This window comes from Clostridiales bacterium (assembly GCA_015243575.1).
Taxonomy (GTDB): domain Bacteria; phylum Bacillota; class Clostridia; order Peptostreptococcales; family Anaerovoracaceae; genus Anoxybacterium; species Anoxybacterium hadale.
On record CP042469.1, the window covers coordinates 2,051,944 to 2,077,112 of the forward strand.

General features: G+C 41.9%; 19 protein-coding genes, 6 tRNA genes and 1 pseudogene. 3 read left to right on the plus strand and 23 right to left on the minus strand.

The genetic code is table 11. The features are described 5' to 3' along the window. Window positions 1–340: 340 nt before the first annotated feature. Window positions 341–532: a hypothetical protein gene (locus FRZ06_08965; protein ID QOX63476.1), complete on the minus strand. Its 192-nt coding sequence runs from the start codon at window positions 530–532 to the stop codon at window positions 341–343. Between the two features lie 524 nt (window positions 533–1,056). Here FRZ06_08965 and FRZ06_08970 point away from each other — a divergent pair. Both FRZ06_08970 and FRZ06_08975 read left to right on the plus strand, forming a co-directional pair. After that, window positions 1,057–1,248 (plus strand): annotated as a pseudogene (locus tag FRZ06_08970) (spore coat protein). A gap of 217 nt (window positions 1,249–1,465) precedes the next feature. Next, window positions 1,466–1,756, plus strand: coding sequence for a spore coat protein (locus FRZ06_08975; GenBank protein ID QOX63477.1), 291 nt, complete (start codon window positions 1,466–1,468; stop codon window positions 1,754–1,756). Between the two features lie 293 nt (window positions 1,757–2,049). Here the strand turns inward: FRZ06_08975 and FRZ06_08980 are convergent, their stop codons facing one another. From FRZ06_08980 to FRZ06_08995, 4 genes are all read right to left on the minus strand, one after another. After that, window positions 2,050–5,106, minus strand: coding sequence for a HAMP domain-containing protein (locus tag FRZ06_08980; GenBank protein QOX63478.1), 3,057 nt, complete (start codon window positions 5,104–5,106; stop codon window positions 2,050–2,052). 236 nt (window positions 5,107–5,342) lie between these two features. Beyond that, the gene (locus FRZ06_08985) at window positions 5,343–6,542 is read right to left on the minus strand and encodes a HAMP domain-containing histidine kinase (GenBank protein ID QOX63479.1); all 1,200 of its coding nucleotides are present in this window, start codon (window positions 6,540–6,542) and stop codon (window positions 5,343–5,345) included. Further along, a complete protein-coding gene (locus tag FRZ06_08990) occupies window positions 6,532–7,233 on the minus strand; it encodes a response regulator transcription factor (GenBank protein ID QOX63480.1) in 702 nt (233 codons plus the stop codon). Before FRZ06_08990 ends, FRZ06_08985 begins: the two co-directional genes overlap by 11 nt. Window positions 7,234–7,251: 18 nt before the next feature. Next, window positions 7,252–9,159: a CocE/NonD family hydrolase gene (locus tag FRZ06_08995; GenBank protein ID QOX63481.1), complete on the minus strand. Its 1,908-nt coding sequence runs from the start codon at window positions 9,157–9,159 to the stop codon at window positions 7,252–7,254. 200 nt (window positions 9,160–9,359) lie between these two features. On the opposite strand from FRZ06_08995, the gene FRZ06_09000 reads away from it, so the two are divergent. Continuing rightward, on the plus strand, window positions 9,360–9,575 hold the full coding sequence (locus tag FRZ06_09000; protein QOX63482.1) for a small, acid-soluble spore protein, alpha/beta type: 216 nt from the start codon (window positions 9,360–9,362) through the stop codon (window positions 9,573–9,575). Window positions 9,576–9,641: 66 nt separating this feature from the next. Here FRZ06_09000 and FRZ06_09005 read toward each other — a convergent pair whose 3' ends face one another. The 18 genes from FRZ06_09005 to FRZ06_09090 form a co-directional block, all read right to left on the minus strand. Then, window positions 9,642–10,313, minus strand: a complete 672-nt coding sequence (locus FRZ06_09005) for a M23 family metallopeptidase (GenBank protein QOX63483.1) — start codon at window positions 10,311–10,313, stop codon at window positions 9,642–9,644. A 260-nt stretch (window positions 10,314–10,573) separates the two neighbouring features. Then, complete coding sequence (locus FRZ06_09010; GenBank protein QOX63484.1) at window positions 10,574–12,817, minus strand: U32 family peptidase; 2,244 nt, start codon at window positions 12,815–12,817, stop codon at window positions 10,574–10,576. A 72-nt stretch (window positions 12,818–12,889) separates the two neighbouring features. After that, window positions 12,890–14,638: an ABC-F family ATP-binding cassette domain-containing protein gene (locus tag FRZ06_09015; protein QOX63485.1), complete on the minus strand. Its 1,749-nt coding sequence runs from the start codon at window positions 14,636–14,638 to the stop codon at window positions 12,890–12,892. A 234-nt stretch (window positions 14,639–14,872) separates the two neighbouring features. Beyond that, window positions 14,873–14,947: transfer RNA gene (locus tag FRZ06_09020), tRNA-Cys, on the minus strand. A gap of 154 nt (window positions 14,948–15,101) precedes the next feature. Next, window positions 15,102–15,176 (minus strand) — tRNA-Gln (locus FRZ06_09025). A gap of 55 nt (window positions 15,177–15,231) precedes the next feature. Then, a tRNA-His gene (locus tag FRZ06_09030) sits at window positions 15,232–15,307 on the minus strand. A gap of 51 nt (window positions 15,308–15,358) precedes the next feature. After that, window positions 15,359–15,435, minus strand: a tRNA-Asp gene (locus tag FRZ06_09035). A 15-nt stretch (window positions 15,436–15,450) separates the two neighbouring features. Continuing rightward, window positions 15,451–15,526 (minus strand) — tRNA-Val (locus tag FRZ06_09040). Window positions 15,527–15,560: 34 nt separating this feature from the next. Then, window positions 15,561–15,637, minus strand: a tRNA-Met gene (locus tag FRZ06_09045). Between the two features lie 120 nt (window positions 15,638–15,757). Then, window positions 15,758–17,368 carry a diguanylate cyclase gene (locus FRZ06_09050; GenBank protein ID QOX63486.1) on the minus strand — a complete coding sequence of 537 codons (1,611 nt, stop codon included), beginning with the start codon at window positions 17,366–17,368 and terminating at the stop codon, window positions 15,758–15,760. Window positions 17,369–17,871: 503 nt separating this feature from the next. Further along, entirely contained in the window at window positions 17,872–18,336 is a 465-nt protein-coding gene (locus tag FRZ06_09055; protein ID QOX63487.1) for a thioredoxin-dependent thiol peroxidase, read from the minus strand. Between the two features lie 19 nt (window positions 18,337–18,355). Next, window positions 18,356–18,625 (minus strand): DUF1294 domain-containing protein, encoded by a 270-nt coding sequence (locus FRZ06_09060; protein ID QOX63488.1) that lies wholly within the window; start codon window positions 18,623–18,625, stop codon window positions 18,356–18,358. Continuing rightward, complete coding sequence (locus FRZ06_09065; protein QOX63489.1) at window positions 18,622–19,890, minus strand: HD domain-containing protein; 1,269 nt, start codon at window positions 19,888–19,890, stop codon at window positions 18,622–18,624. The genes FRZ06_09060 and FRZ06_09065 overlap by 4 nt, the downstream gene beginning before the upstream one ends. A gap of 182 nt (window positions 19,891–20,072) precedes the next feature. Next, window positions 20,073–21,173, minus strand: coding sequence for a hypothetical protein (locus FRZ06_09070; GenBank protein ID QOX63490.1), 1,101 nt, complete (start codon window positions 21,171–21,173; stop codon window positions 20,073–20,075). Beyond that, entirely contained in the window at window positions 21,166–21,732 is a 567-nt protein-coding gene (locus tag FRZ06_09075; protein QOX63491.1) for a sigma-70 family RNA polymerase sigma factor, read from the minus strand. The genes FRZ06_09070 and FRZ06_09075 overlap by 8 nt, the downstream gene beginning before the upstream one ends. 176 nt (window positions 21,733–21,908) lie before the next feature. After that, window positions 21,909–23,036, minus strand: coding sequence for a diguanylate cyclase (locus FRZ06_09080; protein ID QOX63492.1), 1,128 nt, complete (start codon window positions 23,034–23,036; stop codon window positions 21,909–21,911). A gap of 152 nt (window positions 23,037–23,188) precedes the next feature. Beyond that, a complete protein-coding gene (locus FRZ06_09085) occupies window positions 23,189–24,403 on the minus strand; it encodes an aldo/keto reductase (protein ID QOX65885.1) in 1,215 nt (404 codons plus the stop codon). Between the two features lie 35 nt (window positions 24,404–24,438). Next, complete coding sequence (locus tag FRZ06_09090) at window positions 24,439–25,035, minus strand: TetR/AcrR family transcriptional regulator (GenBank protein QOX63493.1); 597 nt, start codon at window positions 25,033–25,035, stop codon at window positions 24,439–24,441. Between the last annotated feature and the right edge of the window lie 134 nt (window positions 25,036–25,169).

The window sequence follows — 25,169 nt, forward strand, 5'->3', positions numbered from 1 at the left end:
CCGGATCTTTTATACGTAAGATTGTCATACTTCGCAATAAAAATAATAGATAAATCCTTAAACATGGCTCTCTACATAAAATCCGAAACCTTTCATAAATCTTCATCGATGGATAAAAAGGCTAACATTTGTTTACGTATGAATTATAATAAAAAACAACCTCAATGTCAATATTAAGTAGTCAGAGATTACTTCAATATTCAGAATATTACAGTAAAATTTAACAATTTAGGATTCTTTCACATATAAAAAAATCGCCCCACTTTGTATTTGTTTTACCAGTGAGGCATCTCATGTTTTGTTTTCCCATTTTACCAATATAATCAGCAAAAGGTAAATTCTATTGATTAATTTGATTTTTTATTACTTGTTTCCCAAGCTCTGGCAAGGCTTTAGAGGGAAGATTACCATAATCTACAGTATCGCTAAGGCCTGCAACTTCTTCCTTACCAAGCTGAACAAGGGTCTTTGAAATCATATTTCCGACATCTCTTGATTTCATGTTACCAAAATCTACATTATTATCTGTCATTTTCACAAACCTCCTTCCGTGTTTTATTATCGCCCAGATATTTGCAGGTTATGACAGGATTATTCAGCCAAATGAGACAAGAATAGAAAACAAAAAAAAGTAAATACTTTTTAAAGGAGGTGATTTTTACGAATAATTCAGAATCATTTGAGCAAAATAAAGCCAGCAGAGATAACTTTAGTAGCATACAAGACTTTACAGCATCACATTTCCCCGCTGAGGAAACTCAACGACAAACAAAACGACAGCAAGAGATTCAAAACCGAGAAGATCGGGATAATTTCAAAAACATCGCAAATTTCACTGATTCGTTTCTGAGCAAAGCAAAAGGAAGCGGAGTAGAGCAATAGCAATCATAGTATCTCATCTCAGTTCCATTCATTGATAGTAAATTATTTACTATAAATTATAACTGAATAACAGGAACGGAAGCAGTTGATCAGACTGCTTTTTGTTTTACTGCGAATAATCAACTCAAAGCAGGGCAAAATGTTTAATAAAGAAATCAGTAAGGATGTGATCATATGAATAGCTTTAAGGGAATAACTTCTCATGAAATTTACGACATTCATCAGTTATTGACTAGAAAAACAGTCTCTGCAACAAAGTCTTTCTCAATGTCAAAGTTGGTGAAAGATGAAGAACTAAAATCAATTCTGCAGCAGGATTATTCCTATGCAAAAGAACAGATCAAGGAACTTGAGAGGCTGCTCCAAATGTCTGCAAGATCGTCCTCGGCTAGCGGAAACAATTTGAAATCAATACAAACCTCTGAGCTGGCATCATCTGGGATTCTAAAAGAAGTGAAAGAGAAAGAAATCCCCGTCAAACAAAACTAATTACATGATAAAGTTAAAAGTGAAATCGGTTGGCTGAAGCCGTACTTGCTTAGCCGATTGTAGAAGGATACAACTCGAAAGGAGAATTAGCGTTATGAAAATAATTCAAAATCTGGCTGGACTGGGGGACATGAGCGAACAGATCATAGCAGCAGATTTTCTTCTGAATGCGAAAGCAACAGTCAGAGATTATGGTACCATTTTATCTGAATCTTCTTCGCCGGAAATAAGGCAAGTACTTCGAAAGCAGCTGGATGCTGCAATCACTATGCAGGAACGAATTCAAAAATATATGACAACTCGAAACTATTATCAGATTTACAGCCCATCTGAATTGATCCATTCGGGAAGAAAGAACAACAGCACTTACATGGATTTACAATAAATAAACGAATCAATAAATGATGCATATCTGATCTTCATACAGCATATATTAGAAATCGGTTGTCCTTCTGGGATGCCGATTTTATTTATGCCGGAAAGGGAGTGGTAGTCTTGGAAGAGAAGGATAAAACCTTCGAGCTGTCAGATGAGGTGATTAACGAATGCCTCATTTTGCTGTAACAATTACACGCGGCTCGATTCCTTGATTGCTGCCGGTATCCCCGGCGGCTTTTTATTTGTCCGAAACAAGAAGGCTGCCGGAGCCATAGTCTCCGGCAGCCTATCATTTTATACTCAATACTTGTCATAACCTGATTCGTCAAGGGATATTCGCTGTTCTGAAAAAATTACTGTTTTTGACTCGTGACCGATATCCGGAAGCCTTTCCATTCCGAAGCTAGATCTCAGTTCTTTTCTCAGTTGAAATCTGCCCATCATCTGCTTCAGCAATTCCGCTTGACTGGATAACTCTTCACTAGCCGCAGCACTCTCCTCCGCTGTAGCAGAGTTGTTCTGAACAACCATGGAAACCTGTTCGATCCCTTTGTTTATCTGAGCGATTCCCGAGGCCTGCTCATTGGAAGCGGATGCAATGTTTTCGACAATGCCTGCAGCCTTTTCGATTGCGTCCACAATTTCAACAAGAGCAGCAGCGGTATCGTCAGCAATTTTTGTTCCAGCCTGCACCTTATGGATGGATCCTTCAATAAGGCCTGTAGTCTCTCTGGCAGCCTCTGCACTTCGTGCAGCCAAGTTTCTCACTTCTTCTGCAACCACAGCAAAACCCTTACCGTGCTGTCCCGCTCTGGCCGCCTCTACCGCTGCATTCAGGGCAAGGATATTCGTTTGGAACGCAATATCATCAATGACTTTGATAATTCTCGATATGCTGGCAGAGGAATCGCTGATTTCCACCATGGATTTCAGCATGCTCCTCATTTGATCATTTCCTTTTATTGCGTTATTTCTTGCGGTTCCTGCCAGTTCATTGGCTTTGCCCGCATCGATTGCATTCTGCCTTGTCTGGGAAGCAATCTCTGCAATGGATGCAGTCAATTCCTCTATGGAACTGGCTTGTTCGGTAGATCCCTGAGAGAGTGTCTGGCTGCCGTCTGAAACCTGTCTTGATCCGGAGGCTACCTGTTCTGCTGCTTCGTTGATATCGCCCATTACCTCACTCAAAGTCGATAAAATATGGTTCAGTGAGTCCTTGATTTCTATGAAATCTCCCCTGTAATCCGCAGTGATGGAAAGATTAAGATTTCCATCTGCCATCTGCGTCAATACACCGGAGATCTCACTAACGTAGCTTTGGATGATATGTATGGTTTCATTCAGAGTATTCTTCAGGACTGCGTGGTCGCCCTGGTAATCACCTCTAACGCTGGAGCCCAGATTTCCATGAGATATTTCCGTTAGCACAGCCAGTGCTTCGTTTACAGGAGCAATTACTGCGTTGAGCGTATCATTGATTCCGTTGATTACCCTGGAATACTCACCTTTAAATTTACCCGAATCACCTCTGGTGTCCAGCTTACCCTCGATAGCAGCTGAAGACAGCATTGATGTTTCTTCAACAAGGGCATTGATGTTCTCAAGCATGATAATGATAGCCGGCATCAATGTGTCGTTTTCACTTCGTTTTCCAATTTCCTTAAATTCTGGCAGTTGTTTCAGATCCCCTGCGGCAATGTTGTTCAATGCATCAATAATCGTATTGATCCTCTCTGATACCATGTTGACTGAATCAGCAATTTCTGCATAGATCCCCTGATGAACTCCTTCCACCTTTCTGGTGAAATCATTATATTTCATTGCTCCTAGCACATCTCTGCCCTCGGCCAATCCTCCAAGACCGTCGATGCAGGAATTGACACTGTTTTTGATATCATCAAAATCTCCGTAATATACTTCGGTGATTCTTTCTGGGATCTCTCCCCTGCCAATCTTATCCATGCAGGAAGCTGCAACCTGAAGGGGATTCACAACCGAATCAAGTGCACCGTTTACACCTCCGACGATGCGGGAGTAGGAACCCTTGAGCTTGCTGACGTCTGCTCTATATGAGAGTTCTCCGTCTGCTGCTGCACCTGTCAGCTTCTCTGTTTCGGAAAGAAGCGTGTTCAGCGATTCTCTCACCATATTCAGGTGATTGATTAATACACCGTAATCTCCTTGATATAGATTTTCAAGTTCCGTCAGTTCATCACCGTTCGCCATCTGCTCTATGAAGGCCAGGGCAATGTTCAACGGTTCAACAATTGCATCCAATGTATGATTGAATCCGGAAATGATATCCTGGTAGCCGCCTTTGAAGCGTTCTGTATTCCCACGCAGCGAGAGGTTTCCTGCAGCTGCGCCACGGGTAAGAACCTCTGCCTCTGATACCAGGTTTTTCAATTCTAAAACAACCTTGCTCATACTCTGGGATAAAATGTCGGCTTCTGATTTGGGAACAATATCAATAGACAGCTCCCCTTCAGAGATCTTTCTCGCATGTTCCGATTGCTCTCTTATGTTGTCCACTATCTTTTCAAATGCATCTGTTAAAACACCAACTTCATCCTGTGAAGTCCTGATCAGCTTGACATTCGTATCTCCGACAGCCAGTTTTTCGGCAACGGCAGTCAAAGCTACAATCGGTCTGGAAATACGCTTTCCAGTCAAGTACGCAGCAGCGGTGCCCAGTGCGATTACTGCAAGCGCAGTGAGGATAACCGTTATCAGCAGATCTTTCATTAACCGCTGATTCTCCGCTTTGAAACCGTCGGATATCACCTGAATATTATCGATGTAGTTTCCGGTTCCGATTTCCCATTGAAATGGCTCAAACAGATATGCATAACCTCTCTTTAACGAGGCTTCCTCTTCACCGGGCTTCGGAAAGTAATAATCCAGATATCCGCCGCCTTCCTTAGCAAGTTTAATAAATTCCTTGATAACATATTTCCCGTTCACATCCTGAAACTCGATTCTGTTGGTGCCCTCTGTTTCATTGCCAAGAAGCACAACGTTCTCACCTTCCAGTGTGTCTGCCCAGAAATATCCATTTTCTCCGTACTTCATATCACGCAGAGTATCTGCACCTAGCTTCTTTGCCTCCTCGAGGGTAATCTCTCCATTCTCATATCTGCTGTAGACGTGTTCCAACATGGACACAGCACTTTCTACTTCAGATTGGATCAGCACATCATAATCATCGTTTAGTACCTCGTTGATCGCCAGCAGATTTTCGTTTGACTGCTTCAGCAGATTAAAGGTGAAAATACCTCCAACCACCAGAACAGACAAAACAGTGATCAAGACAGCACTGATAATAATCTTCGTACTGATCTTATTGATCTTTCCCATTTTTCTTCTCCTTCTCTATACACATATACACCCATAGGCGTAACCTCAAGCCAATGTTCCCTATTTACAGGTGTACTTATTTATCGAACTGATTCGACAAAACTTTAGTCATTTCAAATATGTTCCATGCAAAACAGGCTGATGCCATCTCCATTAGGAACCCCGCAGATCTCTTTGCCGATAAAAAATGTGAAATAGGAATACTGGAATTTCCCATTTCACATTTTTTTCTTGCTTCAACAAGATTTCAGCCTGATCGAAAAAACAGTACGATCCTCGCTGCTGCATGCTGCGATGCTGCCATTGTGAATTCTTATGATACTCTCGGCAATAGCCAATCCCAGTCCCGAACCGTCAGCTGGCCTTGCCCTCGATTTATCCCCGCGATAAAATCGTTCAAAAATATGGGGCAGTTCCTGATCCGGGATAGGTTCGCCATAATTTATAAAACTTACTGCAACAATCCTTTCATTGCAGTAGTCGTCGATAAGATCGATATTGCTGCCAGCGTTTTCATGATTTCTGCATATTTCTGATGTAAGTTCCACATCTATGCAGCCGCCGCCTGCGCCATATCGTATCGCATTTGATATCAAGTTATCAAAAACGCGCTTAATCAGCAGTGGATCTGCTTCCACAGAATACCTCTGATCCGGTAATTTCAGTCTGAGCTCGAGCCCGGCCTTTTCCAGCTCGGGCATAAAATCCGTTAATGTTTGTGATAATAGTTCCCCGACACTAAATGTGGCAAGGTTTAATTTCAACTCTCTGTTGCTTAATTTTGTATATTCGAACAGTTCCTCTATCAGTACTTTGAGATTTACACATTGATTGTATGCGGGTTCAATGTATCTGCTTAATTCTTGGAATACATCTTGGGTCTGATCTTCCTGCGATATGGCCTGTGCCTTATATTGAATATTCGCCTTTTTACTTTGCTCGGTAAGATTCCGAAGAAGCTCAAGATACCCCATTACCGAGGTCAATGGGGTTCTTAAATCGTGAGACAGATTTGTGATCAGATCATTTTTAACTTGCTCCTGCCTTCGCTCTTCCTCCAGACTTTCTTTTAAGCGCCATGCCATATCATTTATCGTTTGTGCCATTTTTCCCAGTTCATCATCAGTGTCAGCAGGGAGATTCACATCGAACTTACCTTCTGCGATCTGGGCAAGCGATTCCGTGATTGTTTCCAGATAGGCAATTTTTTTCTTAAGGAAAATGACAAAAAAAAGTAGTGTCAAACCTGCAAAGATCAAAATAAAAAGCAAAACAAACCAAAGCACATGCTCATTGAAAAAAATCGCAAAATCCATAGAGAAGGAAGCCAGAAGCATCAGGATGCATAGAAAAAAGATACAGCAGCCTGCAATACCAACGCTGGCAAGCAAAGCTAGAATTAGTTCTGCCCGAATCGAAGTTTTTTTACCTTTCAATTTTATACCCAACCCCCCAAACGGTTTCGATCACCTTAGGCTCCTTTGGATTGTCTTCTATTTTCTCTCTCAACCTCCACATATGAACCATGACCGTATTATTGGATTCATAATATTTCTCTTTCCAGATCTGCTCAAAGATCTTTTCCGCATTAAAAACTGCTCCGGGGTTGGAAGCAAGAAGCAGAAGAATCTCATACTCTGTCGGCGTAAGGCTGATCTTTCTGCTGCAATTGGTTACCGAATGGTTCTTTTTATTAATGAACAGTCCCTTTATTTGCAGCACATCCTCTTCGCTTTTTTCATATGTTCTTAGATTGAAATGCAAATGCCTTCTGAGCTGCGATTTTACTCTTGCCGTCAGCTCGGCGGTATTAAAGGGTTTGGTCATATAGTCATCTGCGCCGATGGTAAGACCGAGAACTTTATCCACGTCTTGAGATTTTGCGCTGAGCATTATGATCGGCAGATTTCGATCCATACGGATTAGCCTGCAGGTTTCCAAACCATCTATCCCAGGCATCATAATATCCAGTATCACCAGGTCTATGGGTATGCGTCCAAGCAGGTCCAGGCCCTCCACTCCACTGTCGGCGGTGTAAACCTCATACCCCTCCTGGCTCAGGCAGATCTCTATGAGCTTCCTGATTTCTTCTGAATCATCAATCACCAATATCTTCTGCTTTTCCATCTTTTAAAAACACCTTTCTTACTCCCGAATCTGCATTGGCAGCTCCACCCAGGAGGCCAGCTCTCCATTTCTCTCTATTTTAATAGTGGGTGTTATATCCAGCGGTATCCTGGAAAAATTCTCCGCATCATGCCCTGCTATTGCTATCCGGATGCGATGTCCTTTCTGGATCATTGCTGAGGAAGCATACAAACCGATTTGCACTTTCGTCTTGCTCCCCGGCGTTAAAAGTTCTCCGTCTTTACGCTGATAGGAATGTTTGGGGCCTATTGCAGTAAATCCGAACGCCTCTTCCACGAGCTTCCTGTGCAAAATTCTAAGCTGACCCTCGGTAATATAAGTTACGGTTCCATCTGGTCCTTCATCTTCAAGATAGACAAAGAGCGCGCCATCCTCAGCATCGGAAGATAGATTGAGCGTAACGACAGGCTGTCCCGTAATCTCTACAGCATGCTCCAAAGGTTCACTCGTATAGGTAATGAGCTTTTGATCCGCTTCCTTTCGGTTTTGGTATTCAATCCTTCCCCCTCCCAGATTTGTCAGCCAGCGATTGTATTCTCCGGTAGAGGCAGTAAAATCTACGCGATACAGATCACTTCCCGTGTTGTTTTCGGGCCTTGTTTCTTTCAGTTTGCCTCCCTCCGAAAGGTAGAACCGCTTCGTCTGAAAGCCCTCTATAGGCCAAGTTTCACTTGCGTTCCATTCCCCAGCTCCCATGGTGTAGTATTTTATATGCTTCACAGCGGGCGCTGAATTCTTGGAACCAGAGTCGAAGGAAGCAAAGTTAGCGGCACCGGAGGTTGATGCAGAGGACGCAGCTTGTGTTTTAAGGTACTGATCAAAGAATTCCGTAACAGCCTGAGCCTGCGCCTCTTCCATTTCCTCACGGCTGGCGGTGCTCGCAAGATAAGGATCACAGAAATATCTTCCACCATGGCTCCAAGGCCCGATCTCCAGTGTTTGATTGTTGCTGTAGGTCAGAAAGCGTTCAATGGCTCCATTTACCGTACCGGAATCCATCCATCCCACCCTGACATAAAGCGGGATATTAGATGCCTCAATTTGACTTTTATATTGAAACGGGCTGATTGTATCTGGAGTATAGCCCTCAGCGAGCAGATCATCCCGATAGGTGATTTTTTTTAATGCCTGGAAGATATCGACCGTGCGATGTTCCTTCACAGCATCTTTCAAATCCTTACCGTGCTTGTCGCCGTCGATGGGAGAAATTCCTTTATAATATAAACTTCCTATCTGATTTTCATCCATCTTTGCAGTTTCTTCACCCCAAGCTTTCATAAGCCTTTCATTAAAAATTCCTCCCGGCATAACCGCCTGAGAATAAACATCAAAGTCCGGATATAAAGCTGCAGCTGCCTTTAATGCAGGATGGCCTGAAGCCATAGCAAGCTCGGCTGTATTTCCGCTGTAGGAGATCCCATAGGAACCTATGCAGCCGCTGCTCCAGGGCTGCTTGGCGATCCAGTCGATTACCCGATTCATATCCCCAACCTCTTCTCTGGACCACTCCATTTCTCTGTGTCCAAAGGATGCTCCGGACCCTCTGGCATCAACCTTAACCACTGCATAACCGTTTTTCAGAAAAGTCATTTCAGCAGTATCAGGCACTTCCTTTGCAATTCTGAGGTTTAATAGTGCCCGCAGCAGAAAGCTTCGCTCACTCTTTGCGATGTATCTTGTGGTTTCCATGATTGCCGGAACCCGCTGCCCTCTAGAGGCTTCCTCTGGCAGATGATACCAAACCGCTAGTTTCGTTCCATCATCCATTTCAACATAGCACGACTGATCCACTCCTGGCAACAATTCTTTTACCGGCAGAAATCCTGCCACCATAAAAACGAGCAATCCAAGAACCGCCAGCCCCAGACAGACAGCCCCGAGCCTTTTTAGTATTTTAAAGCCCATGAATCTTCCTCCTAAGATTTTTTATCATGGAACCATCTTAATACAACCGCTCTCTGTCGTTTTGACTTTTTTTTTACTTAATTTTTAAGATTTTCTTACGATTTTAAAATGAAACCAGACTTAGGATAGCAATGAAAATATTGCTTCACATATTGCATTTCAATTGGGTTATCTTATTAATGAAGGAAGGTGATGTTTTAATGAATACATCAATTGAAACTCCACCCGAACACTTAAACGACCTTAAGGTCGAATTCGCCAATGAAACCGGATCAGATATGTCTCATTATAACAAAATGGATAAGGCCAGTTTAACTTCACGGCAAAACGGTTATGTAGGAGGCTATATCGGAGGAATCATGACGAAAAAGCTTACGGATATGGCAAAAGCACAGCTTAATGGAAACAGGTCATAATCAAGTAAGCCAATCATAAGAATCCGGCAGAAATCCTTCTGCCGGATTTATCCATTTTATCAGCATTTACTGATTTAAGACTATAAGTGGATTAATTCTGGAGTTTTGATCCCCTGTTAGCCTTACTTCAAAATGAAGGTGTCTGCCTGTGCTTCGGCCCGGATAGGGATCTACTCCAGGCTCACCACCTTCCAGTCCGATTGTTTGTCCCTGAACGACCCGTTCGCCTTCTTTAACAAAAGACTGGGCAAGGTGCGCGCTTAACGTATAGAAACCTGCATCGTGTTGAATTAATAGATACAATCCATAGCTCTTTTTATCGATCTGCACTCGCAGCACTGTTCCATCGGCAATTGAAATAACCGGATCGTTTTTTCCAGTACTAATATCAATTCCCCCATGAAAATCATCCTCACCATAAAGAATTCGCCCTCCATATTGGCAGGTAATCGTGCCATTTAATGGCCACGGATATGTGGTGCTTATTTGAATTGGGGAGCTATCTATGATTGGAATTCCATTGCAATCAGCAATGTTTCCATCTAATGCGTCAGCACGCTTTATTTCATCCCAATGAAATAAGCTTGATCGAATCTCAGCGGGTGAAGTCAATATAGAAATTACCGCTCCAATACTGATACCAAAGAAAATTACGATCCCCACAATCACATAAGAAATCATTTTTCGTCTCTTTCTGCTTGGTGTCAAGATCATCGCAAATCTTTCAAATATGTTCATTGATAGAATCCTCTTCCCTTACTTGCTGAGACTTTGTTCTCCTTATAGACATATTATTAACTTTGTAAGTGTATGCCCTATTTATTGTCAGCGAAAGGAATTGGATCTTTATTTTCCCTTTGGCTCCGCGCCGAAGCGATAGGCAATGAAGTGATCTTACCCTTTAATTTCCAATCAAAAAAACTCCAATCCTATTGAGATCAATAGTTTTGGAGCTTATCTCTTTTGGAGGCGAAGCCAAGATCAGAACTAGGATTTGCCTACAAAATCTCTTTGTTAAAATGTCCTCTTGTGTCTGATTCCTGATGAAAGACAGCTTTATCCAGCGAACCGTTTAATTTGTTTAAAGCCTTATGAATGGTTTTCACTACCTGATCTTTTGACTCAACTGTGAAGTTTAATCGGAATGCCTCGATTCCTTTTATGCTTTGCAGCTCATCTAAAAGATTCAGTGTCTTCCCGTTCAGGATCGTAGTTGTACAATCATCATGCGTTATGACAGGAAACGTTCCGTGCTCATCTTTTAACTCATAACTCGAGCTTTTGCAGCTACCGCATTGATTCATTTTTTTCAGCGGACAATATTTTGTAAACATCAAAGGAGCCTTGCCATATACGATCATTTCCAGTGCAGGATAGCCGTCATTTTCTTGATAATAGGCATCCATTAAATCTTCAATTTGCCGCTTATTAAGTTCATAGGATAACGTTACACGTTTCGCACCTAATCGATATAATTCATAGCAGCTGGCAGAATTAACAACATTGAGAGAATAGTCCGTGACAAAAGGATTCGTTTTTCTATAGTGATAAATTCCGCCGTATCCTCCGATCAGCAGCTGCCCTTCTTTTTCCTGATAATCATTCTGGTTTCTTCTAACAACGTTTTCAAAATAAATTTCCTGAATCCCACAGCTCACGCAAGCATCATACTGTTCCTTCGTCGTTACAGAGGCCGTAAGGTATGGTTCTTCCGGGGCAAAGGTTATTTTTTCTTTTGCGTTCATAGCCTTGGTTCTTTTCTTTTGGCTGTTCAGCTTTAAGTCATATAGCCCCTGCACAATATCTCTTCTTGCCGCATTTAACAGCTTCACCGGAATAAATGCATTGCATTCCTCAAATTCCACATGATTCAGTGCAAATATCGTCTCATTTAATCTTGAAAACTGCTTGATTACCTGCTCTTTTGTTGTTGGGTTATTGATTGCTGCGCCCAGTATTTCCTCGCTTTCATATAAATAATGAAACCCTAAGCCTGAACCATCTATGATTAGATTTGAGTCTGGATACGCATACACTCGGAGATCCAGGTTAAAACGCTTAAATTCTTTTTCCAGTGATGATTCTAACTCTTTGTAATATAGATAATCCTTCGTTATATATACGAGATCACCCTTAGACACCTGTTCTTTGATTTTGATATAGCAGACGCTATCTGCTTTGTTGATCAAATTGCCATCTTTATTGTACAGTTTTACAACCGTTAAATTGACATCTTCATTGTTATGACTGATTCTGATGATATCATTTTGATTTAACGTACGCGTAAGTCTGATTTCAACCATGTCATTGACAATCTTGCTGATTCTGCCAATTTCTCTACCAAAGTTATTCGGTCTTAAAACGTTTGTAATATCTTTCTGATCTTCGTGAAACAAATATCCTTTCGTAAATGTTCTGTTGAAGGTTTTGCTCAGATTTTCTTTCTCTTCTTTGGTGATTTTATGATCCAAGGCCATACGATATTTGGATACAACATTGGCAACGTACGCAGGCTCTTTCATCCGGCCTTCTATTTTTAAGGAATCAATATCTTTCAAATCATTAATATAATCAATTGTGTTTAAGTCCTTCGTAGATAGAATATAATTTTTCCCTAAAGAGGTTTCAGTTCTCCTATCAATTAGTTCATATTCCTTCCGACAGGAGCCAACACATCTGCCGCGATTTCCGCTCCGATAGCCTATAAGTCCCGACATGAGACAGTTTCCGGAATAAGACACGCATAACGCACCGTGAACAAAGATCTCGATCGGTATTTGTGCGATTTTTTTGATCTCTTTTACTTGTTCAATCGGAACCTCACGGGACATAACAACTCTATCAGCCCCAAGCTCTTTCAATAATAATGTACCGTCTAAATCATCTATTCCCATTTGAGTGGAACAATGTGCTTCCATATCAGGAAAGTTTTTTACGATGTAACCCAAAGCAGCCAAATCCTGAACGATAATTCCATCAACACCAATTTCGTTTAATTCGTTCAACTGCTCTTTCATCTCTAAAACTTCGTTTTCAAAAACGATGGTGTTCATTGTAACATAGATTTTAACATTCCGGAGGTGCGCATACGAAACAGCCTCTTTTAACGATTCCAAGTCAAAATTAGATGAGTATGCACGTGCACCAAATTTCTGCATTCCTAGGTAGATTGCATCACAACCATTAGAAATTGCAGCTTTTAAAGCTTCCATATTTCCTGCTGGCGCTAATAGTTCCGTCATTTTTTTCCTCCATATTATTCGCTAACTAGTACGGCGTAAATCAATTCATCCTGGGTTTTCTAAACCAGTTATTTATGATACGAGTATACTAGCGCCCAGTGCTTCTAACTGGCTGCAAAGTTTTTCTACAGTTATGAGCTCATTCTTTTGAAAAGCCAATGTAATATTGGCTTCTAATTCTTGTTTTTTCTTGTCTATTTCTAAATACTTCTGATCAAAATATTTGTCATATACCATTTTCCGAAAAGATCGTGTACGCATACGCCTGATCGTATTGTCTTCTACAAGTAAAACATAATCCGCACAATTCGCTACAAGATAGAAATCGTGGCTTACCATGAGTACAGCTCCTTTATATTCAGAGATGGCTTTTTCCAAAGCCATCTGTGCGTAAAGATCCAAATGGCTGGTCGGCTCATCAAGAATCAGAAGCTGCGCATTTGTAGCTGCAATCATTGCAATCTGGAGCAAATTCTTTTCTCCGCCGGATAACTGCCCTGCCTTCTGCTTTAAGGTATCACCTTCCAAACAATAGTTTCCGAGGTATGCACGAATCTTTTCCCTTGTCTCGAAACCAAAGTTTTCCATAACCTCATATACTGTTTTCCCTTCATCTATATTCTCGCCCTGAAGCTGAGATAAACATGCATAGCTTGTATTCTCATCGATATGGATGGAAGGATGGTGATTCTTTATGATATCCCGCATTAAAGTCGTTTTTCCCGTACCATTCGCTCCAACGATGGCCACTTTTTCACCAGCCAGCAATTCAAAACTGATCTGTTTCAACAAGCTTTCATCAAATGAAACCTGATAATCTGTAATGCTTAAAACAGGATGCTCTGAGATAGCTTCTATTACAGGAAGTTCAATCTTCGGCTCACGAATTTCAAGAAAAGGTGCCTTAATTTGTCTTGCACGCAGCCGTTCAAGCTGTGTTTGCTTTGCATTTACAGCGCTTCCAATAACAGGATTGACAAGTATCGTAGCTCTTTTGCGCAGAATATTAACCATATTCTGCGTGCGCTCAATTTCTTCCTGTTCGGAGGTATTCTGGAGTTTCAGCTTTAGTTTTTCCTTTAGCTGGGACGAACGATATTCTGTATAGTTACCATCATATTCCTGAAGATCACCGTTCTCTAAATGTAATAACTTGTTAAAGCAATGATTCAATAAATATCTGTTATGTGTAACGACTAATAATGTACCATTATAACCATTAATCAACTTGCAGAGTCTATTTAAGTTGTCGAAATCAAGAAATACATCCGGCTCGTCCAGAACGAGAAGATTTGGAGATAATAACATTTCTCTCATAATCTGAAGTAATTTATACTCTCCGCCACTAAGCTGCGATAATCTTGTTTCTTCTAATTCACGCATGCCCGCTACGAATAGCTGCTTACGGATGTTGTTTGCATAATGATCTCCATCCATGGACTCAAAGGCATCTAAAAGAGTCTGATATTTCTCAAATAGCGGTGCTGCATCTTCAGCCACTGCCATTTCTTCACACACAGCTACTGTCGCTTGCTGATTTTCCACGAATCTCTCACTGAGATATTCAAAAACAGTACATTCCTGCTCTTTATCTCTCACAGCAAACTGACTGGCATAACCAATTCGACAGCGTTCATCTTTGATGATCTTACCATCGTACAAATACTGATCAGGATGAATCATCATATCAACAAGAGTTGATTTCCCAACACCATTGCTTCCAATAAAAGCGCAATGCTGCCCCACTTCCAGTGTAAATGAAATCTCTTTATATAAATCTTTTGCAGGAAAACCAAAAGAAAGTTTTTCTACTTGAATCATTATCTTTAACCTCTTTTCTAAAAATTGGCCGATCAGATGTGCGCTCATCAGATGAAATCTTCGCTTTCCTAAGTTTGTCCCAATAGAATTCTAACAATTCACACCGCCAAGCGCAAGAAAAGTCGTCAAAACAGTGACATCTGTTTTTTATTGGTTTCATTAAGTATCGATTTATCTGAAAACAATAAAAAAACTCTAAGCCCATCAAATTCAATGTGATTAGAGTTTCAACTTTGGAGGCGACACCCAGATTTGAACTGGGGAGTAAAGGTTTTGCAGACCTCTGCCTTACCACTTGGCTATGTCGCCGCATTCTATTGATTGATTCGCTTATTAGCTTCTCTTTCGGTTTCAACCGCTTTAAATTCTATGCTATTGATTCCTTAAGAATTCCTGTCAATCGAACCTTTTATTTCATTCGTGATATAAATGCGCGTGCCGCGAAACACGCGCATTTATGGATTGGCTAGGGTAGAAGGATTCGAACCTTCGGATGATGGAGTCAGAGTCCATTGCCTTACCGCTTGGCGATACCCCAATGCTATGTGGCGTAGTTCAGTAGCTTTTTCAGATGACTGCATCTAAGCTTTATATGGGGTGGGTGATGGGATTCGAACCCACGAGTGCAGGAGCCACAACCCTGTGTCTTAACCGCTTGACTACACCCACCATGCTTGCGTAAAATTTTCTGCGCTTACATATCATTACACAGTATTGATATGGCGATCCGGATCGGGCTCGAACCGACGACCTCCAGCGTGACAGGCTGGCATTCTAACCAACTGAACTACCGGACCGCATTTTTTAAAAAATGGTGGGCGCAATAGGGCTCGAACCTATGACCCCCTGCTTGTAAGGCAGGTGCTCTCCCAGCTGAGCTATGCGCCCTCCTCATTGCTTAAATGTTGTCCATAAAAAAATATGGTAGCGGCGAGTGGAGTCGAACCACCGACCTTCCGGGTATGAACCGGACGCTCTAGCCAACTAAGCTACACCGCCACATTCAAGCCGACATTAATACGTCGCAAGAAAGATAGTACCATTTCTGGGCAAGTATGTCAAGCAGTTTTTCTGGCTAAATCCGTCATTTTTTTCTTTCCTTTTATTTGGTACCCATTGTTACATTTCGCGCTGCAGATACGGGTTATAAATAAAGTAGGAATTCGTGCCGAGGGTCTTGGACTTTTGCATCGCCAGACTGCTGTGCTTGATCAGCTTCTTTTTATCAATTTTCTCGACATTTGTATATTCTATACCAATACTGATACTAATGTCAATATGTATTTCATCAATAAATCGGATTCCTTCGATTTCTTTTATAATTCGCTCCGCAATTTGTTCCGGATACTTGGCGGAAGTCCAGTTGGTAATAAAGATCAAGAAGGTATCTCCAATCAGTCTGGACGGATAGCAAATATGCTGAGGAAGCAATCGCAGGACATCTGAAACTTCCATCAGTACCCTTTCTCCAATCTCATATCCCAGATTCTCATTTATATCCGAATAACCGTCTAAATCAAGCATCAGGAGCGCCTGATTTGGATTCTTATACAATAGCGTATCCAAAACCTCATAAATCGCACTGCGGTTTGGCAAATGGGTCAGGCTGTCAATACGGGAAGAAAGCCGCAATTCTCGTTCGCTCTTCTGCAGATTATCTGCCAGACTGTTGATGCCTGAACATAGTTCCTGAAATTCACCGTTCCCACTGCAGGAACACCGAATGGTAAGATCGCCGTCAGTCATCTTCTTTGTACAGCTGCTGATCTGTTTCAGTGGTCTTGTCAGAACAAGACTAGTGTAGTAACCGCCTGAAATTGCAAGCAGTGCCACGACCAAGCCGATTGCAACCATTATCTCTTTGGACTTATGGATATCACTATAGACTGTATCTCGTTTTACAGAAGCAACCGCTATGCAGCCCAGTTTATCAACAGTTTTATACGAACCAACATATTTGTCTCCTTCTTTTTCAAAGTTTACTTCCCCGCTTTCAGATTTTAGTTGTCCGCTCCGGAATTCCTTGATCAGCTGGTCAAGTGTATTTTTATTACGATAGTCTTGATAGAGCATACCCGAGTTAGCCTTATTATATTGAAAAACAAGCATACCGTTCTTTTTAATCAAAAATGAGTAATCATTATCATTGATATCAAGGGTATCTAAGTATTCCTGCAGCGGGTCCATCTTTAAAGTCTGTTTGAGAATCCCAATAGTTTTACCATCTTCAGCTTTTATGGGAACTGCATAGTCAAGGATGTCTGAGGTTTCATTGATTGTCACAATACCGAGGTAAGATTCTCTTCCTGAGATCATTTCATTGTATAGCTCAGTCTTTCTCAAATTCATTCCCTCTTCAGATGGAATGGTAGAGATCAGAACGTTTCCTTTAATATCGATAATCGCTCCACTGATGACGGGAAAACTGATATCATCGAGCAGCCGCATTCTTAACTGCGTGCGCTCCTGAAGATCAAGGGACTCGGTATCCTCCGCCGACTCGTGGATCAGTTGCATTACGAGTGACAGCTTCGTCTTTTTTTGAAGATCCGAACGCAACGCATTAGAATAGTCCGTCAGCCGATGCTCCATCATCCTGGATGTTCGGCAGAGGCTTTCCATTTTGGAATCGATCGTTGCAGTTTGTACATATTGAAGCATTACATAACTGATTAGGAGGGTTGGCATGATTGCCATTATGATAAAGGTAAACCAAATCTTACGCTTCATACTCAGAATTCCTCCACAAGATTATTACGACATCGCCGTACACTTTATTATATCACAATCTCTTCTTGATTTTCATATATTACAACATAGAAGTTTTCTTCTAGCTAATTTTAGCAATCGTTGAGGTAATGATAGTCACTTGAAAGATATCAAACGATTCAAATACACTGCCCCTTGAAAAAAGGCTGTGGTCTCGGTTCTTACCGCCATCGGTACCGAGAGACATTGATTCTGGACCTTGGTCTGTCTAAAGGAGCTTCAGCAGAAGCACTTCAAAAAGTCCCACCGGAGATCCAACAGCCTATTTCATCTAAGGGGCAGTGATAGCGTTCCAACGCTGCGATACCCGGGAAATGTTCATAACATCAATATGACTGATTAAAAAAAGAAACCCTTGTCTCTTATGGGCTTTGCTCACGATGACAATTCCCAACTAGACCGGGCTTCCTCTTTGTTTTTTGCAGCATCCTGCGTCAGAGCGCTTTTTTAACGATGCACATTCTCTACTTTCTACTTTCCAGAAACTCCAGAATTTCAAATGCATTGGTGTCGGGCTTAGCTTTTTCAAAAACCTTAAGAATCATTCCCTCTTCGTCGATGATATAAGTCGATCTTGCAACACCCATAGAACTCTTTCCGTACAGCTTTTTCTCCTGCCAAACATCATATCCCTTAATTGCAATCAGTTCAGGATCTGAGAGTAAACGAAAGGGAAGTTCATATTTCTCAGCAAATTTCTGATGTGATTTACTGCTGTCCTTGCTGATTCCAATTACAATAATATCTTCTGAACGAAACCCATCATAAGCCTCTTTGAAAGCGCAGGCCTGCTTTGTACAGCCCGGTGTATTATCCCGTGGATAAAAATATAAAACAACCTTCTTGCCTTCAAAGTCGGACAGGCTTACAAGCCTCCCATCCTTGTCCTCCAAAGTAAAGTCCGGTGCTTTCATTCCCTCTTTTAACATTGAAAACCTCCCTTATGGTTTAAAGTAGATAATACCAAATCAAAAATAGAACTGACAGGTTAAACAGCAGCGCAACAGGCAGCAGGAGCCGAAACTTCCATTTTCGCGTCTTATGGCGAAACAGAATAGAGCCCAGCAGGCTTCCAAATCCTCCCATCACAAAAGCAACCGTAAGCAGCGTCTGTTCACTGATACGCCTCATATTTTTTACTGCCAGAAACTTGTCAGCACCCATCAATAAAAAGGTTCCAAAATTCCATCCAATTATGATATAGATCCATTCTTTCATATCAATCCCAGCATCTCCATTTTTATAACTTTAAATTCACTTTTTATCTTATGATAAATCTCAGTGATTCTCAAGGTATTTATTCGGCAGCATTCCATGATAAAGTCATAGTTGGAGATCGCGGTCTCAATCACACTTTGATCCAGTTTTCCACTGTCCATCTGTCTCTGTAAGATATCTATCACCACTTCTTTAGAAAAACTTTCCTTGTAGCTTCTTTTACCGGCAAGCGCGCTCATCATATCCGAAACTGCCACGATCCGATCATTCATCGTCAACTGGTCTGCTTTTAGTTTCAAGGGATAGCCTCGACCATCCAATTTTTCGTGATGTCTGTAAGCAACTTGGTAGATTTCATCCTGAACCCGGCCTTTTAAGATGTCTCCGGTGATCTCTATGTGCTCTCTCATGATCCGCATCTCTTCCTGGGTTAAGCCGCCAGGCTTTTCAAGAATTTCAAGAGGAGTGGCAATTTTACCAATATCATGAAGATATGCGCCCAGTTCTATTTTCTCCAGGTCTTCTTCCTCTAGCCCCATAAGCCTGCCCAGTTCCAGGCTGATGCTGACAGTTGAAACCACATGAGTAACCGTAGTCTCACTTCGGAAGTCGATGGAGTAAGCGATCATGTGAATAAACTTCATCATCGTTTCTCCTGAAAAGTCTGCATGTTTCAGCATCTCTTTCAGTTCTCCCAAATAGGACCCATTTTTAATACATTCTCCCAGATCAATTTGTTTGTTTGCCTTTTTAAAAAGCGAGATTGCATCACGGCCAAATCGGTACTCCTGGTGATCCAGGTCGTCCATCGCTTGCTGTAAGCTTTGAGAACTCTGCATTAGAATATCCATGCGGTCAGCAAGATGGATCATCACAGCGATATCTCTGATTCTTTTTTCCGCATTGACTTTTTCATAGTGATTATCATTGAAGTGGTGATAAAGAATGACCTCAGCCCAATTGCTCAGCGGTGACATATATTTCATGAAAAGATATCCGTAAATGGAATGGTCGAATACATCATCGGATTCGAACCTCAGCATGTTGTTGATCTCTTCGGTTTTGTATGCACCGATATCGTGAAGCGAGGAAACGATGACGAGCTCCTGCATCTCTCGCAGGGAATAAGCTCCCGATGCCTGCATCATTTTATATACGATATACGCTACTCGGTGTCCATGGTCGACCAATCTAACGTCGATCTGGTCCAAGGCTCTGAGCATGACCGACATGACACGCCCGATTGTAAGATTGAGCCTTTTCATAAGTTGATCTCCTTATCCTAACAAACTCTATTTATGATTTCATATTATCATAATTTGGATGGAAAGTATAAAGATTTTAACGAATTTTGTCATAATATGTCATATCAAAACAAAAAACCCTATCGATATGATCAATCCTAGGGTTTCCTGTTCGTATTTCCTATTTCGCTATATGATTTTTATCACAGTTTGAACACGGTGTCATTCAGAACGATACTGTCGATTCCTTCAGGATCAAGTAGTTCCCTCATCTTCATATTGATTACATACGCCTTTCCGTCGATCGACGTTCCCCAACCCAAGGAATCATCCTTTGTGAGAACAGTCCCATCCTTAAGATTTACAGACGAAATTTCAATGAGATCTCCATCGGAAGGATTCGGTGGTACCGAATCGTATTTTTTGATGTAATCACCGCTAATTTTAACGTTGAGTGCAATGGGAGATATGGATACCGAATCCACTCGTACTGTCTCGCCATTAACTACAATGTCTTTTCCAACTTTAAAGTTCTTAGAGACGTCATGATAATTCAATTTCCAGCTTAGAATCCATTCCCCCTCATGATCAGGAATCATTTCACCACTTTCCATATCATAATATCTCAAATTCACAAATTTAAGTTCGATCTCTTTATCGTTGATATTACTGTTAGCTTCCATGGAAAGCAGCAGCGTCCCCTTATTATCACTGGGATCATCATCCGGCAGCAAGTCGCAGCTGTATCCCATACCCGTAGCCCCTTCTACCTTAAGATATATCATATCGAACCCTGTCTGCGGATGCAAAACCTGCCCTTCCGGCACGGTTACATCAAGGAGGATATACATGTTGCTCGCATCGCCGATGGTCTGCACTGCTTCAATGGTAACACCTCCATTTTCATCTTTCACCCCTACATTCATCCCAGCACCGGAAAGATCCCCCTGATTTTCATCACTTATTTCGAAATAATTAGAAATTCTGCTGTCCCATTGAAATAGTTCCGCTGCAAAAGCCGTTGATGCAAACACGCACAAAGCAGCAAGTGATGCGAGGAGAATTCGTTTTCTTCTCCCGGGAAAACGCACCTTTTCATAATTTGAAGGGCGGCCATTCACCGCTTCGGCCTTCATCCTTGTTTGAATCTTCGATAAGATTCTCTCCCGTTCCTCTTCAGATAGCTGATCCTGGAGCAGTTCGGATCCATCACTGAGATTGGTGGTTTCCATTTCGTGAATGTCCTCCAAGAGCTCATCAATTCGAATCGCCTTGTTTTTATCCATTCCCCCTGTATTATTCATAACGAATTCCCCTTTCTGTCAATTCCAGACGTAATCGATCCTTTCCCCTGTACAAATGGTTTTCCACTGTTTTGGGGGTTAACCCCAGGCGAACAGCGATCTCCTTAATCTTAGCAAAATAAAAGTACCTAAGAATGAATACAGACCGCATGGGCTCCTCCATATGCTCAACCGTATCATGCACAATATTATCATTTAGCTTCCTTGCATAATCCCCTTCAATATCCACCTCTGCCTGCAAAGCAACCTCCTCAATAGGAAGATGTTCTCCGGCTTTATTCATTGCTCTTCTCTTATCCAAAGCCTTATGCCTCGCAATTCCGTACAGATAACTTTTCAATGAATACCCTGCTCTTTTGTCAAACCTGTTTGCTGACTTCCAAAGCTCAACAAAACTGTCAGCCACAGCCTCCTCCACATCCTCAGAAGTGCAGTCAAACAATATGTTTTTACAGATTGTTCTGACGGGTCCGCCGTAAGCGTCAAGCGCCATACGCACCCCCTCTTCCGGGATTTCTTTTAGATGACGCAGGATGATATCTTCATAAATCTCCTTCATTCCATAACTCCTTACCTTTATACCTGACCAGATACAGTCTATGTTTCCTGAAAAACGTCTTTCACTTAACTATTCGATCAATCATTCTGTTTTCACTCACTGAAAAGTAAAAAACACGGATGAGTTCCTTACTTTTTTTAAAAACAAATAAAATGAGGATCCTTTGATCCTCATCTTCATCCGTATTTCTTTCTTCTCTTATTATGATACATCAGGCTGTCCACATAATGCATAAACTGATCAAAACTTTCAAAGTTTGAATCATAGAGTTCCGCGCCAATGCTGCAGTCAAGGACATACTCTTTATTGGAATTCTCGTTGTGCTTTCGAAAACTGTCTTTAATCCGATCCACGGTCACATCAATTTTTTCTCTCGTATTGCAGTCTAAAATGATCAGAAATTCGTCTCCGCCGGTTCTGGCGATGATGTCGGTTTTCCGTAAAACACTTTTAATAAGCTGAACTGTTGTTCTCAAAGCGTAATCTCCTTCGAAATGACCGTGCTCATCATTAATCCGCTTCAATTCATCGATATCCAGTACAATCAATCCGAAGGCTTCATACCGTTTCTGGCGTTTTCTTCTATTGATGCAGTACTCAAAGGTGCTTCTTGTCCATGCTCCGGTCAAGTCATCGATATGAACCATCCTTTGCTGTAGAAAGATATAGACAACAACAAGGGAATACGAAGCACTGCTCCACATGAGAAGCGCACCGTAGAAGTGCGCCTGAACAAACCCGCCGATCAAAGGGAGGATTCCGAACACCAGCATTGGGGTATACTCTTCCTTGACAATTTTCCCTCTATGCATACATACAAGGAGAAATGCATATGCGATATAAAAGTATACGATGCTCACAGAAAGCACAAACAGAGGGCCTCGGTGATACACGTTGGTGCCATCTATGTAGAACACAAGGCCATAAACCGGAGATAAGACCGTTATGACAAAATTTATGAAAACCGGGATCGTAAACAGATAATGGCTTCGATGCGTTAGCTTCCGATCCGGTATACACCAATTGGATATTAATAGATACCAAAAATACGTAAGAACAGGAGCAAGAGAATATAGGATCACATGGAGCGCTGTGGACAAGGGTGCTGCCCATACTGCCATGCTGCGGTTCAACACACAGGTTGCGGTCTCAAGAAGCAATTCAAATATGACAATCTGGCTTGTAATTAAAAAAACTTTGTTCAGGCGATCACTTCGGTCAAGCCTCCTAAAAGCGATTAAAACCACAATTCCAAGCATCGCAGCAGCCATCAGATTGTTGTCAATTCTCAAGTATTTTTCCATGCCCAGGATACCACCTAAAATCATATTCCAACACGATTGTCAATTATAAATATTGTATCAACTTGATCGCATTTCGTCAATATTCTACCAACAATTGAATATAATTTGCCCAGGTGTCGAACGTTTTTCTTTTCCATGGATATCAAAATTCTTTATTTCTTGCCTTTTGATACAAAACGACCTCTGAGTTTGTAATAACCGCCAAGAACCCCTGCAACAGGTTTGAAATAGAATGGCTCCATGGATTTTGACACATCCTTAAGATGCGCTCTGATGGGAATATTTTGAGGGCAATGCCGCTCACATTTTCCGCAATCCTTGCAAAGAGATGCATAGGACGGTTTTCCACCGTCCATTCCAGCAAGCATTCCCATATACTGCATTCCTACCGTTTTGTCTTCATAAATGGACTTGTCATTGTAATAGCTGAAACAGACAGGAATGTTGACACCGGCAGGGCAGGGCATACAATAACCGCAGCCGGTACATCCTACTTTGAGCTTCTCATTCAGAGCCTTTTTGACTGCATCAATACACTCTTTCTGCTTTTCCGTAAGCGAACCGGGAACGGATGAATCGGCCACCCGCAAGTTTTCCGAAAGCTGGGCTTCCTCATTCATTCCCGATAGGAGAACGGTGACCTCCGGATGGTTCCAGACCCAGCGCAATGCCCATTCTGCAGGAGTACCGCCAATACCGGAATTTTTCCAAATGGCATCGATATGCTCTGGCATCTGTGCTGCAAGCAGGCCTCCCCGCAGCGGTTCCATTACGGAAATTCCCAGACCTTTTGCAGCAGCATGCATCAAGCCTTCCCTGCCGGCTTGTGCATTTTCATCCATATAGTTATATTGGATCTGGCAAAAATCCCAGGGGTAATCGTCCACAATATCCTTGAAATCGCGGCCCTCTCCATGGTAAGAGAAACCAATTCTCCGGATTCTCCCCTCCTGCTTTGCCTTCTCAAGAAAGCTCTCGATTCCAAGCCGTTTCATTCTGTCCCAACCCTCTTTACTGTTCAGCGAATGAACGAGATAGTAATCGATATAATCCGTCTTCAGACGTTTCAACTGTGTTTCAAGAATGTTCTCCATATCCTTTACAGAGTGAACTAAAAGCGGCGGGATTTTGCTAGCAATCATCACCTTTTCCCGATATCCTCCCGCCAGAACATTGCCCAGCACCGTTTCGCTGCTTGGGTAAATATATGCCGTATCAAAATAATTTACACCGGCTTCTATGGCGGTATAAATTTGCCGTTTGGTTCGCTCTTCATCGATTTTCCCATTCAATTTCGGGAATCTCATGCACCCGTATCCCAGTACAGAAATTCGATCTCCTGTTTTTCCCATTACTCTATATTGCATCATAAACTCCTTTTCTATTGATCTTCAATGGATGATTACGCCTTAGTCGAAAGGGGGGCACTGTTTCGAATCATATCCCAGATCGCATCCGTTTCCATGCATAATCGTTCTTCGTTCAGGGGGATCCCTGTAAAATTATATAACTTTGCCAGTGAGAGCACCGCCCCTGACACCAGCGCAAGCAGCACTTCCATTGGCAAATCCTTTAGTGCATTTTCCTCTTGAGCTCTGCGAAACAAGCCTTTAATCGGTTCCATGATCTGCCCGCCATGTTCTTTTGTGGCCTGGGTAATCAATGGCGAATTTGCATACTGTTCCCCAAAGGACAGCTCCTCTGGGTGCTCAATAACATAACAAATAATACTTTTCAATGCCTCCCGAAAGCTCTCCCGTACCGATTGATCTTCTTTGCAGCATCTCATCATAGACTCAGTCATCCGCTGCTTCACATAGATGTAAAGTTCATTTATCAACTCTTCCTTGCAGGAAAAATAACGGTAGATTGTGCCTACGCCAATATTGGCCTTTTTGGCAATTTGGGACATGGGAGTCGCATGAAAACCCTGCTCTGCAATCAAAGATAATGTTGCTTCAAGTGCTGCCTGCCTTTTATCTGTGGTGATCTCTTTCATTTTAACCTCTCAAAACAAATGCTCAAATGGAGTGCATTTAATTGCACTTCCCGGAATGAACGTTCACTCCGTTTATAAGAAAATATCATGCCTATCAAAAAATGTCAAGAGTCCTTTGACCGCCTTCTTGTACA

Bases quoted from the DNA above. Each gene is read 5' to 3' on its own strand.
- FRZ06_08965 (QOX63476.1), bottom strand. From the start codon at position 532: ATGACAGATAATAATGTAGATTTTGGTAACATGAAATCAAGAGATGTC.
- FRZ06_08975 (QOX63477.1), top strand. From the start codon at position 1,466: ATGAAAATAATTCAAAATCTGGCTGGACTGGGGGACATGAGCGAACAG.
- FRZ06_08980 (QOX63478.1), bottom strand. From the start codon at position 5,106: ATGGGAAAGATCAATAAGATCAGTACGAAGATTATTATCAGTGCTGTC.
- FRZ06_08990 (QOX63480.1), bottom strand. From the start codon at position 7,233: ATGGAAAAGCAGAAGATATTGGTGATTGATGATTCAGAAGAAATCAGG.
- FRZ06_08995 (QOX63481.1), bottom strand. From the start codon at position 9,159: ATGGGCTTTAAAATACTAAAAAGGCTCGGGGCTGTCTGTCTGGGGCTG.
- FRZ06_09000 (QOX63482.1), top strand. From the start codon at position 9,360: ATGAATACATCAATTGAAACTCCACCCGAACACTTAAACGACCTTAAG.
- FRZ06_09005 (QOX63483.1), bottom strand. From the start codon at position 10,313: ATGAACATATTTGAAAGATTTGCGATGATCTTGACACCAAGCAGAAAG.
- FRZ06_09010 (QOX63484.1), bottom strand. From the start codon at position 12,817: ATGACGGAACTATTAGCGCCAGCAGGAAATATGGAAGCTTTAAAAGCT.
- FRZ06_09015 (QOX63485.1), bottom strand. From the start codon at position 14,638: ATGATTCAAGTAGAAAAACTTTCTTTTGGTTTTCCTGCAAAAGATTTA.
- FRZ06_09050 (QOX63486.1), bottom strand. From the start codon at position 17,368: ATGAAGCGTAAGATTTGGTTTACCTTTATCATAATGGCAATCATGCCA.
- FRZ06_09055 (QOX63487.1), bottom strand. From the start codon at position 18,336: ATGTTAAAAGAGGGAATGAAAGCACCGGACTTTACTTTGGAGGACAAG.
- FRZ06_09060 (QOX63488.1), bottom strand. From the start codon at position 18,625: ATGAAAGAATGGATCTATATCATAATTGGATGGAATTTTGGAACCTTT.
- FRZ06_09065 (QOX63489.1), bottom strand. From the start codon at position 19,890: ATGAAAAGGCTCAATCTTACAATCGGGCGTGTCATGTCGGTCATGCTC.
- FRZ06_09070 (QOX63490.1), bottom strand. From the start codon at position 21,173: ATGAATAATACAGGGGGAATGGATAAAAACAAGGCGATTCGAATTGAT.
- FRZ06_09075 (QOX63491.1), bottom strand. From the start codon at position 21,732: ATGAAGGAGATTTATGAAGATATCATCCTGCGTCATCTAAAAGAAATC.
- FRZ06_09080 (QOX63492.1), bottom strand. From the start codon at position 23,036: ATGGAAAAATACTTGAGAATTGACAACAATCTGATGGCTGCTGCGATG.
- FRZ06_09085 (QOX65885.1), bottom strand. From the start codon at position 24,403: ATGCAATATAGAGTAATGGGAAAAACAGGAGATCGAATTTCTGTACTG.
- FRZ06_09090 (QOX63493.1), bottom strand. From the start codon at position 25,035: ATGAAAGAGATCACCACAGATAAAAGGCAGGCAGCACTTGAAGCAACA.